An 18970-nucleotide genomic window follows, 5' to 3' on the forward strand; every position below is an offset into this window, starting at 1 on the left:
GCGCGGCGCCCTCGCTCGCCGGCCGCCGTTTCGCCTGAGCGCTTCGGTCCCGCGTCCCGTTGTCGGGACCGACGAACTTCCGTCAACCCCGGGTTTGCGGCTCAGTACCGCGGTTCTCGCCGATCGTTTTGGGAAGCTTTATGACCGTAGTGGCGGCAACTAGCAACTGTTCGGAGACGAGCAACTGCAACTACTACCAATGCTTGAAGCTATCAGCGAATTCGGGAACGTCGCACAGTCGTCGACCGGCGGAACACTGACCGACCCCAGCGCCGCCGCAGCGCTCGCCGTCGGCCTCGCGGCGCTCGGGGCCGGGTACGCGGAGCGCGGCATCGGTTCGGCCGCCGTCGGCGCGATGGCGGAGGACGAGAGCCTCTTCGTTAACGGGCTCATCCTGACGGTCCTCCCCGAGACGATCGTTATCCTCGCGCTCGTCGTCGTCTTCATCGTCTGAGCGGCACCCCCTTTTCAAACCAATGACCTTGGACACTGTCGTTGAGGACATTCGAGACGAAGCCCGCGCGCGTGCGGAGGACATCCGTGGAGACGCCGAGGCGGAGGCCGACGAGATCATCGAGGCGGCCGAGGCCGACGCGGAGCGCATCCGCGAGGAGCGCCTCGACGAGGTCGAGCGCACCATCGAGCAGGAGCGGGAGCAGGAGCTCTCCTCCGCGAAGCTCGAGGCCAAACAGGAGCGGCTCGCCGCCCGGCGCGACGTCCTCTCGGACGTCCGCGACCGCGTCGAGGACGAGCTGGCCGAGCTCGAGGGCGACCGTCGCCGCGAGCTCACGGAGACGCTGCTGGAAGGCGCGCTCGCCGACTTCGAGGACGAGTCCGTCGAGGTGTACGGCAGCGCCGACGACCAGGAGCTGCTCGCGGACCTCTGTGCGGACCGCGACGCCACCGTCGCCGGCGAGATCGACTGCCTCGGCGGCGTCGTCGTGGAGAGCGACACCTCCCGCGTTCGCGTGAACAACACCTTCGACTCCGTCCTGGAGGAGGTCTGGGACGACGAGTTGAAGCAGCTCTCGGAGCGACTGTTCGACCAATGAGCGCCGCCGGCAGCTCGAACCCGGAGTACGTCGTCGCGCGGGTTCGCGCCCGCCGCGGCTCGCTGTACGGTGACGAGGAGTACCGCAAGCTGGTGCGGATGAGCCCCCCCGAGATCGCCCGCTTCATGGAGGAGTCCACCTACGAGGCGGAGATCAACGCGCTGGGGAGCCGACACGGCGGCGTCGACCTGATCGAGTACGCGCTCAACGCCAACCTCGCCGACCAGTTCGAGGCCATCCTCGACTGGAGCGAGGGGCGCGTCTACGACCTGGTCGTGCGCTACCTCCGGAAGTTCGACGCGTGGAACGTCAAGACCGTCATTCGCGGGATCTACACGGACGCCGACACGGAGGACGTGGAGGTCGACCTCATCCGCGCCGGGTCGTTCGACGACCGGCGGATCCAGCGTCTGCTGGAGGCCGACTCCATCGAGGCGGTCGTCGAGATCCTCGAGGACACCATCTACGGCGAGCCGCTGGAGGCGGCCTACGCCGACTTCCAGGAGGCGGACGTGCTGGTGCCGCTGGAGAACGCGGTCGACCGCGCCTTCTACGACCACCTGCTCGGGAGCCTCGGCGGCGACGAGCCGACCCGGCAGTACGAGCGGTTCCTGAAGGCCGAGGTCGACTTCCGGAACGCGCGTAACGCGCTCCGGCTCGCCCGCTCGGGCGCGGACCTCGATCCCGCCGACTACTTCATCGAGGGCGGCGAGCTGTTCGACCGCGCGACGCTGTCGCGGCTGGCCGCGAACCTCGACGAACTCGTCACGTACATCGCCGACAGCACGTACGGCGACGACCTCGGCGACGCGCTGCGCGAGCTCGAGGAGGCGGACAGCCTCATCGCGTTCGAGCACGCGACCGACGCGGCGCTTCTGACGTACGGCGACCGCCTCGGGACGATCCACCCCGTCTCGGTGACCCCGATCATCTCGTACATTCTCGCCAAGGAGCGCGAGGTCGAGAACATCCGGGCCATCGCACGTGGGAAGGAGGCCGGGCTCGGGAGCGACGAGATCGAATCGGAGCTGGTGATACAATGAGCCAGGAGATCGCCGTGATCGGCAGCCCGGACTTCACGACCGGCTTCCGGCTCGCCGGCGTCCGGAAGTTCCGCAACGTACCGGACGACGAGAAGGACGCGGCCCTCGACGACGCGGTCGAGGAGACGCTGTCCGACGAGGAGGTCGGCATCATCGTGATGCACGACGACGACCTCGACCACCTCTCGCGGGGCACCCGCGAGAGCGTCGAGGGGAGCATCGAGCCGGTCCTCGTGACGCTCGGCGCGGAAGGCGCCGGGAGCGGCGGGCTGCGCGACCAGATCAAGCGAGCCATCGGTATCGACCTGATGGAGGAAGACTAATACATATGAGTCAAGCAACAGGGACGGACACCACCGGAACCGGTGTCATCCAGAGCGTGAGCGGTCCCGTCGTGACCGCCCGCGATCTCGACGCGCGCATGAACGACGTCGTCTACGTGGGCGACGAAGGCCTCATGGGCGAAGTGATCGAGATCGAGGGCAACATTACGACGGTGCAGGTGTACGAGGAAACCTCGGGCGTCGCCCCCGGCGAACCCGTCGAGAACACGGGCGAGCCGCTGTCGGTCGACCTCGGTCCCGGCGTGCTGGACGCCATCTACGACGGCGTGCAGCGCCCGCTGGACGTGCTCGAGGAGAAGATGGGCAGCCCCTATCTCGACCGCGGCGTTGACGCGCCCGGCATCGACCTCGAGAAACAGTGGGAGTTCGAACCGACCGTCGAGGTCGGCGACGAGGTCGGCCGCGGCGACGTGGTCGGAATCGTCGAGGAGACGGTCACCATCGACCACAAGGTGATGGTGCCGCCCAACGCCCTCGAGGAGGACGAGACCACCGAGGTCACGGCCATCGAGTCGGGCTCGTTCGACGTCACCGAGACGGTGGCCGAGCTCGCCAACGGCACGGACGTCTCGATGCATCAGGAGTGGCCCGTCCGCGAGCCGCGCCCCTCGGAGAACAAGAAGACGCCCCGGACGCCGCTCGTGTCCGGACAGCGCATCCTCGACGGCCTGTTCCCCATCGCGAAGGGCGGAACGGCCGCGATTCCGGGGCCGTTCGGCTCCGGGAAGACGGTCACCCAGCACCAGCTCGCGAAGTACGCCGACGCGGACATTATCGTCTACGTCGGCTGTGGCGAGCGTGGCAACGAGATGACCGAGGTCATCGAGGACTTCCCAGAGCTGGAGGACCCGGCCAACGGCAACCCGCTGATGGCCCGGACCTCGCTCATCGCGAACACCTCGAACATGCCCGTCGCGGCGCGTGAGTCCTGTATCTACACGGGGATCACGATCGCCGAGTACTACCGCGACATGGGCTACGACGTGGCGCTGATGGCCGACTCCACCTCGCGGTGGGCGGAGGCCATGCGCGAGATCTCCTCGCGGCTGGAGGAGATGCCCGGCGAGGAGGGGTACCCCGCGTACCTCGCCGCCCGGCTCGCGCAGTTCTACGAGCGTGCCGGCTACTTCGAGAACGTCAACGGGACGGAGGGGTCCGTCTCGGCGATCGGCGCGGTGTCGCCGCCCGGCGGCGACTTCTCCGAGCCGGTCACCCAGAACACCCTGCGTATCGTGAAGACGTTCTGGGCGCTTGACGCGGACCTGGCGGAGCGCCGCCACTTCCCGTCGATCAACTGGAACGAGTCCTACTCGCTGTACAAAGACCAGCTCGACCCGTGGTTCCAGGAGCACGTCGAGGAGGACTGGCCCGAGAAGCGGCAGTGGGCCGTCGACATCCTCGACGAGGAGACGGAGCTCCAGGAGATCGTCCAGCTCGTCGGGAAGGACGCCCTGCCTGAGGACCAGCAGCTCACCCTCGAAATCGCTCGCTACCTGCGGGAGGCGTACCTCCAGCAGAACGCGTTCCACCCGGTAGACACGTTCTGTCCCCCGGAGAAGACGTACCTCATGCTGACGACGATCAAGACGCTTCACGACGAGGCGTTCGACGCGCTCGAAGCGGGCGTCCCGGTCGAGGACCTCGTCAACACCGAGGCTGCTCCCCGGATCAACCGGATCGGCGTCCAGGAGGAGTACGAGGAGTACGTCGAAGAGCTCAAAGCGGACATCACCGAGGAACTCCGGAGCCTCTACTAACATGAAAGAGTACCAAACTATCACCGAGATCAGCGGCCCGCTGGTGTACGCCGAGGTCGACGAAGCGATCGGCTACGACGAGATCGTCGAGATCGAGACGGACCAGGGGGAGACACTGCGCGGACAGGTGCTCGAATCCTCGGAGGGCGTCGTCGCCATCCAGGTGTTCGAGGGCACCTCCGGCATCGACCGCAACGCCTCCGTCCGCTTCCTGGACGAGACGATGAAGATGCCCGTGACCGAGGACCTGCTCGGGCGGGTCCTCGACGGCTCCGGCCGCCCGATCGACGACGGCCCGGAGATCGTCCCCGAGGAGCGACAGGACATCGTCGGTGCAGCAATCAACCCGTACTCCCGGGAGTACCCCGAGGAGTTCATCGAGACCGGCGTCTCCGGCATCGACGGCATGAACACGCTCGTCCGCGGCCAGAAGCTCCCGATCTTCTCCAGCTCAGGGCAGCCGCACAACGAGCTCGCGATGCAGATCGCCCGGCAGGCCAGCGTGCCCGAAGAGGAGGAGGGCGACGACGAGGAGAGTTCGGAGTTCGCCGTCATCTTCGGCGCGATGGGGATCACCCAGGAGGAGGCCAACGAGTTCATGGAGGACTTCGAGCGCACCGGTGCTCTGGAGCGCTCGGTCGTCTTCATGAACCTCGCGGACGACCCCGCGGTCGAGCGGACGGTCACCCCGCGGATGGTGCTCACCACGGCCGAGTACCTCGCCTTCGAGAAGGATTACCACGTCCTCGTCATCCTGACGGACATGACCAACTACTGCGAGGCGCTCCGTGAGATCGGCGCGGCTCGCGAGGAGGTTCCGGGCCGTCGTGGCTACCCCGGATACATGTACACCGACCTGGCGCAGCTGTACGAGCGCGCCGGACGGATTCAGGGTCGAGAGGGGTCGGTCACCCAGATCCCGATCCTCACGATGCCGGGCGACGACGACACCCACCCGATCCCGGACCTGACTGGCTACATCACGGAGGGGCAGATCTACGTCGACCCCGACCTGAACAGTCAGGGGCTCCAGCCGCCGATCAACGTCCTCCCCAGCCTGTCGCGGCTGATGGACGACGGCATCGGCGAGGGACTCACCCGAGAGGACCACGCCGACGTGAAAGACCAGATGTTCGCGGCGTACGCGGAGGGCGAGGACCTCCGTGACCTCGTGAACATCGTCGGGCGCGAGGCGCTCTCGGAGCTCGACAACAAGTACCTCGACTTCGCGGACGCCTTCGAATCGGAGTTCATCGACCAGGGCTTCGACCAGAACCGCGACATCGACGAGACGCTGGAGATCGGCTGGGACCTGCTCTCGATGCTCCCGAAGGAAGCCCTCAACCGGATCGACGAGGAGTTCATCGAGACGTACTACCGCGAGGACGACTCCGAGCGGGAAGTCGTCGAAGCGGCCGACTGAGGCCGCCGGAACTTTTCGGTTCTTTTTGCGGGACTCGTCTGGCTGTCCAGCGGCCGCGCCGCGTCGACGGTCCGGTTCGTCGTCCCGCGTCCCGATTCAGCGGTCCAGCACGTGGTGGGTCACCGCGTCGGCGCCCTCGCGGTCGGTGTCGATCGTCGCGATCCGGAAGGCGTCGTCCGCGCCCGCGACCGGGATGGGGAGCCCGCCGGGGTTGATGCGGACCGTCCCGCCGCGCTCCTCAACGCCGTGCGCGTGCGTGTGTCCGTGACAGACGAAGTCGTGGTCGCCGCAGTCGACCAGCGCGTCGACGAGCGTCCCGCTCGTGCCGTGGTAGACCGCGACGGAGCGCCCGCCGAAGTCGAGTTCGGCCGCCTCGCCGTGGTACTCGCCGAACGCCTCGACGGTCGACTCGACGGCCCACTCGCCGTCGTTGTTGCCGCGGACGGCGTGGAACGCCCAGTCGCCCTCGAACGGGGCGACCGAGAAGGGGGCCACGAAGTCGCCGCAGTGGACGACGGCGTCGACGTCCTCCCGTTCGAACAGGTCGACCGCGGCTGCGACGGCGTCCAGGTCGTCGTGCGTGTCGGAGACGATACCGATCTTCATGCGCGGCGGTTCGCGGGCGGCCGACAAAAGTGTCGGCCGAACGCCGGCGTTCGGAGGGACGCCGGCGTCCGACGTGCGCGCTCGTGGTCGCTCCGCGCCGCGTTCCCGTTCGCTGGGAGCCCGCGTCCCGGTTTAAGCGCCGGCTCGGCGTAGACTGAGACGAGCCATGACCACGACGCCCACCTCCACGGCGGACCGGTCGGCAGACCCCACGGCGGAGCGGTCGCCCGCTCCCGCCCCCTCGCCGCGCGGTCCACGGTTCGTCGACAAGCTCGGCGTCCGATGGCGGATCCGGGCCGCGGACGGCGACGACCGTGACGCGCTCGCGGCGATGTACGCCGACTTCGGGACCGCCGACCGCGCGCAGGGGCTCCCGCCGGTCACCGAGTCGCGGACGGTGCGCTGGCTCGACGACCTCTTCGAGCGCGGCTGGAACGTCGTCGCGGAGGGGGAGGCCGGGGTCGTCGGTCACGCCACGCTGACGCCGACCGACGCCGACGAGCCGGAGCTCGCGGTGTTCGTCCACCCCGCGTATCAGGACCGCGGACTCGGGACGGAGCTGTGCCGCCATATCGTCGCCCGCGCCGCCGCCACCGACCGGGACGCGGTCGTCCTCACCGTCGAGCGCCGCAACCGGGCCGCGCTCTCGGTGTACCGCGGCCTCGGCTTCGAGACCGTCGAGGGGGAGCGCGGCGACCTCTGGATGCGCCTGCCGCTCGCGGGCGACTCGTAGTGCTCCGCGGACGGTCTCGGGATTTCTGAGGTCTGGTGGCGGAGACGGCCGATCGCGCGAGCATCGCCCGGTTCGAACGCTCCCTCAGACAGAACGTGTTCCGTCGCCGATCCGCCTGCTCTGAACAGGACCACCCAGAAAGCCCCAGCCGGCTCTCCCTGCTACTGATCTAGATCTGTTGCAGATCCTGCTACGCTGGACAGCAGCACCCAGAAAGCCCCAGCCGGCTCTCCCTGCTACTGATCTAGATCTGTTGCAGATCCTGCTACGCTGGACAGCAGCACCCAGAAAGCCCCAGCCGGCTCGACCGGCCGCGACACACTCTGCGCTCCTCGCTCTCCGCACAGCCCGCTGCGGTGCTTGAGGCGCCGGGGCCGGATCGAGCCGGCTGCCCCTTTCAGTCCCACCCCGCACAGCACCGCAACCGCCCCGCACAGCACCGCAACCGCACCGCAGCCTCACACCTCCCCAGCCTCGGTGGTGGCGCGGCCGCGAACCGCACCGCACAGCAGGCGGCCGCGCCACCGCCTCCCTCGCGCGCGTTCCTCGCGCGCGCCGACCGCCTGATCGGCCGGATCTCAGGCTACGCGTCCGCCCGTTCCTGCAGCAGTTCGACTGCAGGCAGCGACTCGCCGGTGAGCGCGCGGATGTACGCGCCGCCGGCGATGGAGACGTGCGAGAAGTCGTCCTCGTCGAGGCCGTACATCTCGATGGCGCGGGAAGTGTCACCGCCGCCGACGACGGAGAAGCAGTCCGTCTCGGCGATGGCCTCCAGGACGCCGACCGTTCCCGTCGCGAAGCGCTCGTCCTCGAAGACGCCGAGCGCGCCTTTCACGAAGACGGCGTCGGACTCGCGGATCAGGGGGGCGTACGCCTCAACCGTCGCGGACCCCACGTCGAGATACGCCGTCTCCTTCTCCTCGATGTCGTCGACCATGACCTCGGCGCGGTCGCCGTCCGCGCCCTCGTACGCGAGGTCGGTGGCGAGACGAATCGACTCGCCCCGCTCGTCGAGCACGCGCTCGATGGTCTCGCGGTTCCGCTCCCACTGCTCGTCGAACAGGTCCATCCCCGGCAGGTCCGAGCCGACGGGGTGGCCGGCCGCGCGGAGGAACAGCTCGCCGGCGACGCCGCCCAGTAGGAAGCGGTCGACCGTGTCGCCGAGCGCGTCCATTACGCCGATCACGTCCGTCGCCTTCGTCCCGCCGACGACCATCGTGACGGGGCCGTCGAACGACTTGCGCGCGATGGCGGTGTTGGCCTCGTACTCGGCCTCCATCACGCGGCCGGCGTAGGCCGGCAGCGCGAGCGGGAACCCCACGAGCGAGGCGTGCTTCCGGTGGGCCGCCGAGTAGGCGTCGTTGACGTAGGCGTCGAACAGCGGCGCGAGCGCCTCGACGTACTCGGTCGCCGCCTTCTCCTCGGGGTCGGCCTCCGGGAGTTCGTCCTCGCACATCCGGGTGTTCTCCAGCAGGAGGATCTCGCCGGCGTCGAGGGCCTCGATGGCCTCCTGTGCGGCGGGGCCGTGGGTGTCGGCGACGAACGCCACGTCGCGGCCGACGTGGTTCGCGAGGAGGTCGGCGTGGCCCGCGAGCGAGACGAAGTCGTCGCGGCCGGGGCGGCCCTGATGGGCCAGACAGACGACGCGGTGGCCGGCGGCCGCGAGTTCGCGGACGGTCTCGGCGTGGCGCTCGAAGCGGCGGTTGTCCTGCGGGTCGCCGTCCTCGATGGGGGAGTTGAGGTCGAGGCGGACGAGCACGCGCGAGTCGTCGGGCAGGTCGTCGAGGGTTCTGAAGGTGGAAGCGGTCATGGATCGAGAATCGAAGGGCGGTCACTTAGCGGTGGGCGATACGTGCAAGCGGTGCGGCCGGCGGTCCGCGAACGGGCCGGAACGGGTCCCGGATCAGGCGTCGTGGACGTACGCCGCCATGTCGAGCATCCGGTTCGAGAAGCCGAACTCGTTGTCGTACCAGGTGAGGATCTTCACCAGGTCGCCGCCGGCGACGACGTTCGTGGAGTTCAGGTCGACGTACGAGGAGAACGGGAGCCCGAGGATGTCGCGGGAGACGACCTCGTCGTCCGTGTAGCCGAGCACGCCCGCCAGCGGTCCCGAGTCGGCGGCGTCGCGGAATGCTTCGTTGATCTCCTCGGCGGTGATCTCCGCCTGGTCGAGGCTGACGACGAACTCCGTCAGGGAGCCGTTCGGAACCGGGACGCGGATCGCCATCCCGTCGATCTTCCCGTCGAGCTGCGGGAGGATCTCGGTGGCGGCGTTCGCGGCGCCCGTGGAGGTCGGGACGATGTTCTCGGCGGCCGCGCGACCGCGGCGCGTCTTGGCCATCGGCCCGTCGACGAGGCTCTGCGAGCCGGTGTACGCGTGGACCGTGGTGAGCGTCCCGGACTCGATGCCGAACTCCTCATCGAGCACCTTCGCGACCGGCGTGATGGAGTTGGTCGTACAGGAGGCGTTGGAGATGACCGTCTCCCCGTCGTACTCGTCGTGGTTGACGCCGTACACCAACTGCTTGACCGGCTCCTCACCCTTCGGCGGCGCGGAGATGATGACCGTGTCGGCGCCGCCCTCGAGGTGTGCGCTCGCGTCGTCCTTCGTGCGGAAGACGCCGGTACACTCCAGTGCAACGTCCACGTCGAGGTCGTCCCACGGCAGGTCGGCGGGGTCCTGCACGTTGAACAGCGGGACGGACGTGTCGCCGACGACGAGCTCGTCGCCGTCGCGCTCCAGCCCGTCCAGCCGGCCCATGACGGTGTCGTACTTGCCGAGGTACTCCATGTCCTCGAAGTCCATCACGTCGTTGATGCCCGCCAGCTCGACCCGGGGGTTCTCCAGCACGGCGCGGAACACGTTCCGACCGATGCGGCCGAACCCGTTGAGCCCGACACGGACGACCTCGTCGTCCGCGACGTCCGCGTCCGCGGCGAGGTAGGATTTACTCATATCCGAATAGTACGCCCGGATCCACTTAAATCCGCTTGAGTCTCCGAGACGACCGCAGTACCGCGGTCCCCGTCGGACCGCCCCGGCTCACAGGTCCGTTTCGTCGAAGATCAGCTCGTCGGCGTGCTCGCGGAGCCAGTCCCGGTGCCGTTCCCACTCCGTGTCGTGTGCCGCGACGATCCGCCAGAACGCGTCGGAATGGTCCCGTTTCCGCAGATGTGCGAGCTCGTGGACGAGGACGTACCGCAGCACCGCGGGCGGCGCCAGCAGCAGCCGCCAGTTGAGGCTGAGCGTTCCGTTGCTCGAGCAGCTTCCCCACCGCGTCCGCTGGTTGCGGACCTCCATGCCGCCGACCGCGTCGGCGACCCCCATCTCGGGCGCGAGGGCGTCGACCCGGTGCTCGAACTCCGCGCGAGCGGTCTCGCGGAAGCAGTACTCCAGCGCGCGCTTATGGGAGGTCCGGTCGACGTGGCTCCGCGCGAGCCGGATCCGGTCCGCGTCGCGGTCGACCGTCGAGGAGCGGCGGCGCTCCACGACGACCTCGCGCTCGGCGCCGAGGACCGGCCACGTCGCGCCGGGCCCGTACGCGCGGTCGGGCGCTCGCTCGCGGCGCGCGGCCATCGCCATCCGCTTTTCGAGCACCCACTCGGCGTGGCCGGCCAACACTTCGTCGGGGTCGACCCGGTGGCGGTCGGCCTTCGGAATCACGACCGTCACGCCGGCCGGTCGCACGTCGATCCGCGGCCGCGAGGCACGCGTACTCTCGCGGATCCCGTAGGCGACGCGCTCCCCGCGAAGGACCGTCTCGCGGTCGTTCGACGATTCCGGACCGTTTCTGCCCCCGCTCATCGCAGCAGGTAGAGCACGCCGCCGATCGCGACGGCGGCGACCGCGGTCGCCGCGGACCCGAGCGCCGCGAACCGGGGGAACGCGAGCCAGAGCGCGATGTAAAAGGAGAACGCGAACGCCAGCAGGAACGCGACGAACACGCCCCGCGTCGGGTTCTGCACCGCGGCGACGAACACGCGCTGGGGAAGCGTCAGGTCGTCGAGCGAGAGCTCCTCGCGCTCGACCGGCTCGGTCGGACGCGCCTCGGCGTCGTCCCCCTCCAGGTTCGGTCCGTCGGCCGATCCGCCGTCCCCCGGCTCGCCGCCGACCGGCGTGTCTGAAGCGTCGGTCACGGCCGTCCTTCGGGCGGCCGGAACGTGTACCTGTCGCTCGGTTCGTCCGGTTGCGGTCGGACCGCACCGGTTGCGGCGCGACCCGCGACGGCCCCGGTCACCACGCCGCCTCGACGGCGGCCGCACCGAGGAGAACCGCCGAGAGCGCCGCGATGAACGTTCCGCCGGCCAGCGCCGCGGCCGCCCCGGAACGACCCTCGTCCGTCAGCGTCGCGACCTCCACCGCCACGGAGGAAAAGGTCGTGAACGCGCCGCAGAACCCGACGCCCGCGAACCGCATCGCCGAGGGCGACAGCGGCGCGGCCAACACCGCACCGAGCAGCAGGCTCCCGGCGACGTTGACCGCGATCAGCGAGCGCCGACCGGACAGCGCCCGCCCGACGGCGTGTCTCCCGACGGCGCCGCAGGCGCCCCCGATGCCGACCAGCAGCAGGTCGACGGCGGTCATCGTCGCCCCCCGAGCGCGAGCCCCGCGCCCGCCGCCGCAAACCCGACCGCGTACGTCGCCGCGACGTAGCCGGCGCCCGCGGCCGTTCCGAGCGTCACCGCGTCGTGCGCGAACGTGCTGTAGGTGGTGAACGACGACAGCAGTCCGGTCCCGAACAGCAGGCGGACGCGCCGGTCGGTCACGCTGGCCACGAACAGGCCGAGCAGGAACGCGCCGGCGACGTTGACAGCGAACGTTCCCGCGACGCCGCCGACCGCGAGGTCGACGCCGTATCGGCCAGTCGCGCCGAGGAACCCGCCGAGCGCGACCAGCCCGACGTCGCTCGCGCTCCGGTCCATGCACCCGATTCGGCGGTCGCCTACTTTTCTGGTCCGGTGTGGGGGCGGGATTCGCGCTGGGGACTGCCCCCGACCGCGCTCGCCCGGGGACTCCCCCCGCCGTGTGGCGTCTCACGTTCGCGGACTCGGATCGTGTGGCTCACCTCCGTCGCGTCGTCGACGACCAGCGCGTCGCCGGTGCCGGTCGGGAGCGCGGCCGCGAGGTCGGCGCCGAGGTACGAGGGCTGGGCCGCCCGCAGCGCCGCCACGTCCCGCTCGTCGGTCAGACGGTGTGCGATCAGCAGGTCGGCCTGCGAGACGGCGACATCGGGGAGCGCGCCCGGGCGTTGCGTGGCACAGACCAGCGAGACGCCGGGCGCGCGGCCTCTGGTCAGAAGCGTCCGCAGGGCGGGGTCGGCGACGCCGCCGAACAGCGCGTGCGCCTCGTCGACGAGCAGCCACGGAAGCCGCCGACAGCCCCCGCCGGCGTCGGAGACGCGGGCCTCGTAGAGCCCGCGGGCGACCGCCCGCACCACTGCCCCGCGCGCAGCCGTCGGGAGGGCGGCGCAGTCGAGCACGGTGGGGTCGCCGTCCGCGAACGCGGCCGGGTGCGGCGCGTCCGCCGCGAACACGCCCCACGACTCGGCCAACCGGAGGGCGTTGTCCGCCGCCCGGCGCGCGCTCGCGGGCGCATCGGCCGCGCCGAGCTTGTTCCGGATGTCCGCGAGCGCGGTCGCGTCCCCTTCCCCCTCGCCTGCCTCGGCGACGCTCCGCCAGAGCAGGCTCCCCGCCGGAGACTCAGGGTCAAGCCCGAGCAGCTCCGGCCAGACGGACGGAGGGAGCGCGTCGGGGCGCACGTGCGGTTCGACCACGCGGCCGCCGGCATCGCTGAGCCCGCGAAAAACGTCCATCGGGTCGACGACGACCGGCGCGACGCCAGCGGCACTCGCGAGTTCCTCAGCGAGCACGCCCAGCGTGTGGGACTTCCCCGTTCCGCGCTTGCCGACCACTACGCCCACGTGCGGACGATCGATGTCGAAACCGACCGGCGCACCCTCGCTCCCGTCGCGTGCGAGGAACCGCCCGACCTCGGCGACCGGTCCCGCGTCCGCCGGCGCGTCGCGTCCGAGCACGTGCATCGCGGGAGATTCACGCGGCATCGTTCATAAGGGTCGGCGCGTGGGTTCAAGTGCGATACCGGGGCGATTCGGGGCCATGCCCGACACGTCCCCCAGCGGCGACGAGCGTGCCGACGATCCAGCCCCGTTGCACGAGAACGACACCGCCGGGGAATCCGCCATCGGCCGTACCCGCCACGACCGCGGCGCCTGCGAGCGGGGCATCTGCGTCTGTCACCCCTTCTGTGAGCTCCGTCGCGACGAGCGCGCCATTGAGGGACTTCCCGTCAGACTGGTCATCGCGCTCGTCGTCGGCGTCGCCAGCCTGAGCGTCATGCTCTCGATGGTGAGCGGGATCCAGGGGTTGGCCGTGACCGAACTGGACGCTCAGCCGGAACCGGAGGTGACGACGCCCGGCCAACAGGACCTCGACGTGGCGGTCGTCGACCCCGACGGTTCCCGCGTCGCGGATGCGACCGTGATCGTCCGAGCCGGGAGCGCGCGGCTCGACGGGGTGGCGACCGCGACGACCGACGCGGACGGGATGGCCACGCTCTCGGTCGACCCCTCGCTCGGTCCGAACCAGCCGGACGGCACGCTCCGTATCACGATCAAACCGCCCGCCGGGAGCGACTACGCGGACGACCGAGAGAACACCGCGGTGCTGGTAGTCGAGGACTAACCCTGCCGGTCCCAGTCGATCCAGTCCTGCTCCCAGCCGGCGCGGGCGAAGTGCCCCTGATCGGCGCGCTCGGCGTCTTCGCGACGGGTTCGGTTGCGCTCGACCCCGCCGCGTTCGCCCTCCGCGAGCATCGCGTGGAGCCGAGCGGGGCCGGCCTCCTCGACGACCGCGAAGTCGTCCGGGCCCCGCTCCTCGCGGTCGGCGACGGTCGGTTCCGCCGCGACGACGGTCTGCACGCCGGTCCCCTTCGGGTAGACGATCCGTCCGTCGGCGGAGAGCTGGTCGATCAGCGCCCGCGGAGGGCGCACGACGGCCGCCTCCAGCAGCACTCGGTCGAAGGGCGCGTACTCGGGGAGCCCCTCGACGCCGTTTCGGCGATCCACCAGCACGGCGTCGTAGCCGGCGTCCGCGAGGTTCGAGCGCGCGAGGTGGACGGCGTCGCGGTCCACGTCGACCGCGTGGACGTGTCGGGAACCGACGATCTCCGCCAGCGCGGCCGCGGTGTATCCCACCCCGGCGCCGACGATCAGCGTCTCGTCGCCCTCTCGCGCGTCGAGGGCGGTGAGCATCCGGGCGACCGTCGCCGGGGCCAGCGCGCGCGTTCCCTCCTCCTGGGAGGCGTCGGCGCCGTACGGCGACGAGGAGACGAACGTCTCGCGGGGGACCGCGCCGAGCGCGCTCAGCACGCGCTCGCCGAGCGACTCGCCGATGTCGTGTTCGAGTCGCTCGATCATGTCGACCCGGAGCGCCGCCTCGTCCATACTCGCCCTCGGGACTCAGTCCTCTTGAACCGTGCGCTCGGGACGCCGATAGACGACCGCGGTGTGGTCGGACCCGGGGACGGCGACGAGTTCCGTCGGCAGTCCGGCGGACTCGCCCCACGCGCGGTAGTCGTCGCTCGCGTGGGCGCCGGCGGCCTCGCCCCCCGAACCGGTGCCACCCCCAGTTCCGATCGCGAGCGCGCGCACGTCTGCGGCGACCGCCTCTTCGGGCGAGAGTCGGTCGCGGACGCGTTCGAGGAGGACGACCGCGCCGCCGGGACCGATCAGGTCGGCGGCGTCCGCGACGAAGGCCCTCGCCGCGTCGGAAGAAACGGCTCTGCATCGGTCGACCGCGTACACGAGGTCATAGCGCTCGGTCGCATCGGCGGCCGTCTCCCCGACCGGTTTCGCGCCCGAAACCGGCTCCACGCCCGCGGCCGACAGCATCGGCCCCGCCGCGTCGACCGCGGCGGCGTCCGCGAGGTAGGTGACCGTCCGATCGCGGGCGGCGAACTCCCGGGCATCGGCGGCGACGCCTGGCCCCGGGGCAACGCCGGCCTCGGGGTCGAGGAGGTCGACCGCGAGCACGGCCTCCGCGTTCGGGACCTCCCGGAGGGCGGCGGTCACGCGGGCGCGAACGGCCGCTTCGTCCGCCGCGGCCGCGGCACCGAGGCGGTTCGCGGTCCGGTGCTCGTCCGGCCGCGACGCGCCGTCGCCGGTCAGCACCGCGGGGAGCGCGGTCAGCGCGTCGATCCGGTCGAGCGCGTGGGGGACGCGGCCGGTCGAGCGCGGGTCGCGCTTGGCGAGAAATCCGAGCATGCGGTTCGTCGGCTCGTACTCCCCGCCGACGCGTTCGAGGAAGCCCAACTCCGCGAGCGAGCGGACGACGGTCTCCGCGGCGTCAGCCGTGAGGTCCGTCTCCGTCGCCAGCGCGGCCGGGGTCCCCGCGGACTCGGCGAGCGCGTCGAGTGCGCCGGTCTCGCGGGCGGCCCACAGCAGGAACAGCGCCTCCGTCGGGAGGCCGGCGTCGTCGCGTGTCGGCATGAGCGGACGGTGGGGACGCGGGGGCAAAAGCCCCGCCCACCGTCGTCGGCGGTCGCGGCGACCGTTTCGGAAACTGGGGTCGCCACGGCGGCGCCGGTCACGACGGACGCACCGGCATCACTCCTCGACCATCGGGACGAAGCGTACGCCGCCGTGGCGCTCGCGGTCGACCCCCGTCTCGGTGACGGTCGCGACGACCAACCGCTGGGCGCCGCGGCCGCCGACGGGGGCGACGACGCGGCCGCCGTCGGCGGTCTGGTCGAGGACCGAGTCGGGGATCGTCTCCGGGGCGCAGGTGAGCGAGGCGGCGTCGTAGGGGGCGTGTTCGGGCCACCCCTCGTGACCGTCGCCGTGTCTGACGTGCACGTCGTAGCTGAGGCGGTCGAGCCGGTCGCGAGCGTCGGCCGCGAGCTCCTCGACTACCTCGACGCTGTACACCGCGCCGTCATCGCCGAGGACCGTCGCGATGACGGCGGCGTGGTAGCCGCAGCCGGTGCCGATCTCCAGCACGCGGTCGTCGGGCGAGAGGTCGAGCAGGTCGGTCATCAGCGCGACGACGCTCGGGGCGCTCGCCGTCTGCCCGTGACCGATCGGCACCGGACGGTCGGTGTAGGCGCGGTCGCGCTCGCGCTCGGGGACGAACTCGTGACGCGGAACGGCGGCGATCGCGTCGATCACGCGCTGGTCGAGATCCCTCCCGGTCGCGATTCGCTCCGCAAGCGACTCGCGAGCCGCTTCGTAGTCCATGTGTCGAGGTACCACGGGAATCGACGTGAACGCTGTGGCCGGGGGACCGGGGAAATCGCTGGTCGAGGTGCTTTGAGCCCGAGAACGCGCCACACGCCGCGACGCGGGCGAGCAGGCGGGTCAAAGCATACTTACCCCCAGCGCGGCGAGTTACCGGTAATGAGCGAGCAAGCAGAGCAGGCGAACGAGGACCGGCGGAAGTACGAGTTCCGCAAGGTCATCGAGGAGCTCACGGAGTACGAGGGCTCCGGGACCCAGCTCGTCAGCATCTACATCCCCGAGGACAAGCAGGTCTCCGATGTCGTCGCTCACGTCACCCAGGAGCACAGCGAAGCGGCCAACATCAAGTCCAAGCAGACGCGGACCAACGTCCAGGACGCGCTCACGTCGATCAAGGACCGGCTCCGCTACTACGACACCTTCCCGCCGGACAACGGGATGGTCATCTTCTCGGGCGCCATCGACTCCGGCGGCGGGCAGACGGAGATGGTGACCAAGACCCTGGAGTCGCCACCCCAGCCCATCGAGTCGTTCCGCTACCACTGCGACTCGCACTTCCTCACCGAGCCGCTGGAGCACATGCTCACCGACCAGGGGCTGTTCGGGCTCATCGTGCTCGACCGCCGCGAGGCCAACGTCGGCTGGCTGAAGGGCAAGCGCATCGAGCCCGTCAAGTCCGCCTCATCGCTGGTGCCCGGCAAGCAGCGGAAAGGCGGGCAGTCAGCACAGCGGTTCGCCCGCCTGCGGCTGGAGGCCATCGACAACTTCTACCAGGAGGTCGCCGGGATGGCCAACGACCTGTTCGTCCCCGAGCGTCACGAGCTCGACGGCATCCTCGTGGGCGGTCCCTCGCCGACGAAGGACGAGTTCCTCGACGGCGACTACCTCCACCACGAACTGCAGGACAAGGTCATCGGCAAGTTCGACGTGGCCTACACCGACGAGTCCGGGTTGAAGGACCTGGTCGATGCCGGACAGGAGGCGCTGGCCGACCAGGAGATCATGCAGGACAAGCGCCTGATGGAGACGTTCTTCGAGAACCTCCACACGGGCGAGGAGGCCACCTACGGCTTCGAGCAGACCCGCCGGAACCTGATCATGGGCTCGGTCGACACCCTCCTGATCTCCGAGGACCTCCGCTCGGACGTGGTGGTCTACGAGTGCCCCAACGGCCACGAGGAGTACGAGGTGGTCGACGCCCGCCACTCCACGCCGGACCACGAGTGTTCGGAGTGCCGCGAGGACGCCGAGGTGCAGGAGCGCGAGGACGTCATCGAGCACCTGATGAACATCGCGGACCAGCGCGGCACCGAGACGACGTTCATCTCGACGGACTTCGAGAAGGGCGAGCAGCTGCTCGACGCCTTCGGCGGCATCGCCGGCATCCTGCGCTACTCGACGGGCGTCTAACTCCGTTTCTCCCTCCCGGCTTCACAAGCCACGAATTTCTCGAGAGTTCCGCTACGGCTGTCCGCTCAGAGATCTCGGCGGTCGGCGCGCGCGAGGAACGCGCGCGAGGGAGGTCGCGGGCGGGGCGCGATGCGGTGCATTGCGGTTACCGCGCCCCGCCCGCGGCCGAGGCTGGGGAGGGGTGAGGCTGCTGGGCAGTGTGGTCGCGGTGCGGTTGCGGTGGGTGGGACTGAAAGGGGCAGTCGGCTCGATCCGGCCCCGACGACGTAAGCACTCGCGCCGGGCGGTGTCTCCAGCGTCGCCGTGAGCGCGGTGCGGAGCGAACGGCGGCTCGAAAATCTCCGATTTTCGGCGCGCCACTGCACGCTGGAGAGCGGCGAGACGCGGGTTGTCTCGCCAGCCTGAGAGGCGCGAGCGCGCAGCGAGGGTCCCGCGAGCCTGCCGAGCGGGACGACGGCAGTCGCAGCCCGGCAGCCCGCGACTGCAGGCAGCCCGGACCGTCTGCCGGTACGCGGCCGGTCGAGCCGGCTGGAACGTTCGAACCGGATACGCACCACCCGATCCGATCGCCCCAGTCACCACTCCTTCTGACGGTCCCAAAAACGGCCGTGGAGCACTACCTGTCTGCCGCGTATCCCTCGACCATGTTCTCTACGTACTTCGCGATCACGTCGACCTCCAAGTGGAGCGGATCGCCGGGCTCCTTCTCGGAGAGCGTCGTCACCTCGTAGGTCGTGGGGATGATCGCCACCTCGACGGCGTCCGCGCGCCGCTCCGCCACGGTCAGCGAGATGCCGTCGAGCGTCACCGACCCCTTCTGGACCAGGTACTGCCCGAGCCCTTCCGGGATCGAGACGGTGAGTCGCCAGTCCTCGCCGACCGACTCGACCGCCTCGACGGTCGCGACCGCGTCGACGTGCCCTTGCACGAGGTGGCCGTCGAACCGACCGTCGGCGGGCATCGCGCGCTCGACGTTGACGCGGTCGCCCGGTCGGAGGTCGCCGAGGTACGTCTTCGCGACCGTCTCGGCCGCGAGGAACACCTCGAAGCGGTCGCGGTCGTCGTCGGTCGCGGCGTCCGAACCGTCGACATCCGCGCCGAACGCCTCGACCGTCAGGCAGACGCCGGAGACGCTGATCGACTGGCCGTGGTGGAGGTCGTCGAGACCGGGCGCGGCGACCGCCAGCCGCACGCCGTCGTCGGTCGCCTCTCGTCCCACGATCTCGCCCGTCGTCTCGACGATGCCGGTGAACATGTCCGAGGGTTTGGCGGCCGCGACAAAACCGTTGTCGTGTGCAGATCTGGAACGGTGGCGGGACGGGAGACGGAACCGCGGCCGCCTCCGCGA

21 protein-coding genes are annotated in these 18970 nt (G+C 70.2%); 9 read left to right on the plus strand and 12 right to left on the minus strand.

Annotated elements, in window-relative coordinates; all coding sequences use genetic code 11:
• Nucleotides 1-199: 199 nt before the first annotated feature.
• The 6 genes from AN233_RS12300 to AN233_RS12325 are packed head-to-tail and all read left to right on the plus strand — an operon-like array spanning nt 200 to nt 5619.
• Nucleotides 200-454, plus strand: coding sequence for an ATP synthase subunit K (locus AN233_RS12300; RefSeq protein ID WP_058367073.1), 255 nt, complete (start codon nt 200-202; stop codon nt 452-454).
• 22 nt (nt 455-476) lie between these two features.
• A complete protein-coding gene (locus AN233_RS12305) occupies nt 477-1052 on the plus strand; it encodes a V-type ATP synthase subunit E (protein ID WP_058367074.1) in 576 nt (191 codons plus the stop codon).
• Nucleotides 1049-2095 (plus strand): V-type ATP synthase subunit C, encoded by a 1047-nt coding sequence (locus AN233_RS12310; protein ID WP_058367075.1) that lies wholly within the window; start codon nt 1049-1051, stop codon nt 2093-2095. Before AN233_RS12305 ends, AN233_RS12310 begins: the two co-directional genes overlap by 4 nt.
• Nucleotides 2092-2418, plus strand: coding sequence for a V-type ATP synthase subunit F (locus AN233_RS12315; protein ID WP_058367076.1), 327 nt, complete (start codon nt 2092-2094; stop codon nt 2416-2418). Before AN233_RS12310 ends, AN233_RS12315 begins: the two co-directional genes overlap by 4 nt.
• Before the next feature lie 5 nt (nt 2419-2423).
• Nucleotides 2424-4196 (plus strand): V-type ATP synthase subunit A, encoded by a 1773-nt coding sequence (locus AN233_RS12320; RefSeq protein ID WP_058367077.1) that lies wholly within the window; start codon nt 2424-2426, stop codon nt 4194-4196.
• Between the two features lies 1 nt (nt 4197).
• Complete coding sequence (locus tag AN233_RS12325) at nt 4198-5619, plus strand: V-type ATP synthase subunit B (protein ID WP_058367078.1); 1422 nt, start codon at nt 4198-4200, stop codon at nt 5617-5619.
• Between the two features lie 96 nt (nt 5620-5715).
• Here the strand turns inward: AN233_RS12325 and AN233_RS12330 are convergent, their stop codons facing one another.
• On the minus strand, nt 5716-6225 hold the full coding sequence (locus tag AN233_RS12330; protein WP_058367079.1) for a metallophosphoesterase: 510 nt from the start codon (nt 6223-6225) through the stop codon (nt 5716-5718).
• A 166-nt stretch (nt 6226-6391) separates the two neighbouring features.
• On the opposite strand from AN233_RS12330, the gene AN233_RS12335 reads away from it, so the two are divergent.
• Complete coding sequence (locus tag AN233_RS12335) at nt 6392-6958, plus strand: GNAT family N-acetyltransferase (RefSeq protein WP_058367080.1); 567 nt, start codon at nt 6392-6394, stop codon at nt 6956-6958.
• Nucleotides 6959-7541: 583 nt separating this feature from the next.
• On the opposite strand, the gene AN233_RS12340 is transcribed toward AN233_RS12335, so the two are convergent.
• The 7 genes from AN233_RS12340 to AN233_RS12370 form a co-directional block, all read right to left on the minus strand.
• On the minus strand, nt 7542-8768 hold the full coding sequence (locus tag AN233_RS12340) for a phosphoglycerate kinase (protein ID WP_058367081.1): 1227 nt from the start codon (nt 8766-8768) through the stop codon (nt 7542-7544).
• Nucleotides 8769-8861: 93 nt separating this feature from the next.
• A complete protein-coding gene (gene gap, locus AN233_RS12345) occupies nt 8862-9914 on the minus strand; it encodes a type I glyceraldehyde-3-phosphate dehydrogenase (RefSeq protein WP_058367082.1) in 1053 nt (350 codons plus the stop codon).
• Nucleotides 9915-10001: 87 nt separating this feature from the next.
• Entirely contained in the window at nt 10002-10763 is a 762-nt protein-coding gene (locus AN233_RS12350) for a M48 family metallopeptidase (protein WP_058367083.1), read from the minus strand.
• Complete coding sequence (locus tag AN233_RS18105) at nt 10760-11095, minus strand: hypothetical protein (protein WP_058367084.1); 336 nt, start codon at nt 11093-11095, stop codon at nt 10760-10762. The genes AN233_RS12350 and AN233_RS18105 overlap by 4 nt, the downstream gene beginning before the upstream one ends.
• A 97-nt stretch (nt 11096-11192) precedes the next feature.
• Nucleotides 11193-11543 (minus strand): fluoride efflux transporter FluC, encoded by a 351-nt coding sequence (locus AN233_RS12360; protein WP_058367085.1) that lies wholly within the window; start codon nt 11541-11543, stop codon nt 11193-11195.
• Entirely contained in the window at nt 11540-11881 is a 342-nt protein-coding gene (locus AN233_RS12365; protein ID WP_058367086.1) for a fluoride efflux transporter FluC, read from the minus strand. Before AN233_RS12365 ends, AN233_RS12360 begins: the two co-directional genes overlap by 4 nt.
• A gap of 20 nt (nt 11882-11901) precedes the next feature.
• On the minus strand, nt 11902-12999 hold the full coding sequence (locus AN233_RS12370; RefSeq protein WP_058367087.1) for an ATP-binding protein: 1098 nt from the start codon (nt 12997-12999) through the stop codon (nt 11902-11904).
• Between the two features lie 202 nt (nt 13000-13201).
• Here AN233_RS12370 and AN233_RS12375 point away from each other — a divergent pair, with 202 nt between their 5' ends.
• Nucleotides 13202-13660 (plus strand): DUF7382 domain-containing protein, encoded by a 459-nt coding sequence (locus AN233_RS12375; RefSeq protein ID WP_058367316.1) that lies wholly within the window; start codon nt 13202-13204, stop codon nt 13658-13660.
• Here AN233_RS12375 and AN233_RS12380 read toward each other — a convergent pair.
• The 3 genes from AN233_RS12380 to AN233_RS12390 all read right to left on the minus strand — a co-directional run bounded on the left by AN233_RS12380 (nt 13657) and on the right by AN233_RS12390 (nt 16212).
• A complete protein-coding gene (locus AN233_RS12380) occupies nt 13657-14421 on the minus strand; it encodes a protein-L-isoaspartate O-methyltransferase family protein (protein WP_058367088.1) in 765 nt (254 codons plus the stop codon). The genes AN233_RS12375 and AN233_RS12380 overlap by 4 nt on opposite strands.
• 15 nt (nt 14422-14436) lie before the next feature.
• A complete protein-coding gene (locus AN233_RS12385; protein ID WP_058367089.1) occupies nt 14437-15465 on the minus strand; it encodes a hypothetical protein in 1029 nt (342 codons plus the stop codon).
• A gap of 117 nt (nt 15466-15582) precedes the next feature.
• Nucleotides 15583-16212 (minus strand): protein-L-isoaspartate(D-aspartate) O-methyltransferase, encoded by a 630-nt coding sequence (locus AN233_RS12390; protein WP_058367090.1) that lies wholly within the window; start codon nt 16210-16212, stop codon nt 15583-15585.
• Nucleotides 16213-16371: 159 nt separating this feature from the next.
• Here AN233_RS12390 and prf1 point away from each other — a divergent pair, with 159 nt between their 5' ends.
• Nucleotides 16372-17622 carry a peptide chain release factor aRF-1 gene (gene prf1 / locus AN233_RS12395; RefSeq protein WP_058367091.1) on the plus strand — a complete coding sequence of 417 codons (1251 nt, stop codon included), beginning with the start codon at nt 16372-16374 and terminating at the stop codon, nt 17620-17622.
• A gap of 616 nt (nt 17623-18238) precedes the next feature.
• On the opposite strand, the gene AN233_RS12400 is transcribed toward prf1, so the two are convergent.
• Complete coding sequence (locus AN233_RS12400; protein WP_058367092.1) at nt 18239-18877, minus strand: riboflavin synthase; 639 nt, start codon at nt 18875-18877, stop codon at nt 18239-18241.
• Between the last annotated feature and the right edge of the window lie 93 nt (nt 18878-18970).

The sequence above is a fragment of the Haloparvum sedimenti genome, assembly GCF_001462205.1.
In the GTDB taxonomy this organism is placed as follows: domain Archaea; phylum Halobacteriota; class Halobacteria; order Halobacteriales; family Haloferacaceae; genus Haloparvum; species Haloparvum sedimenti.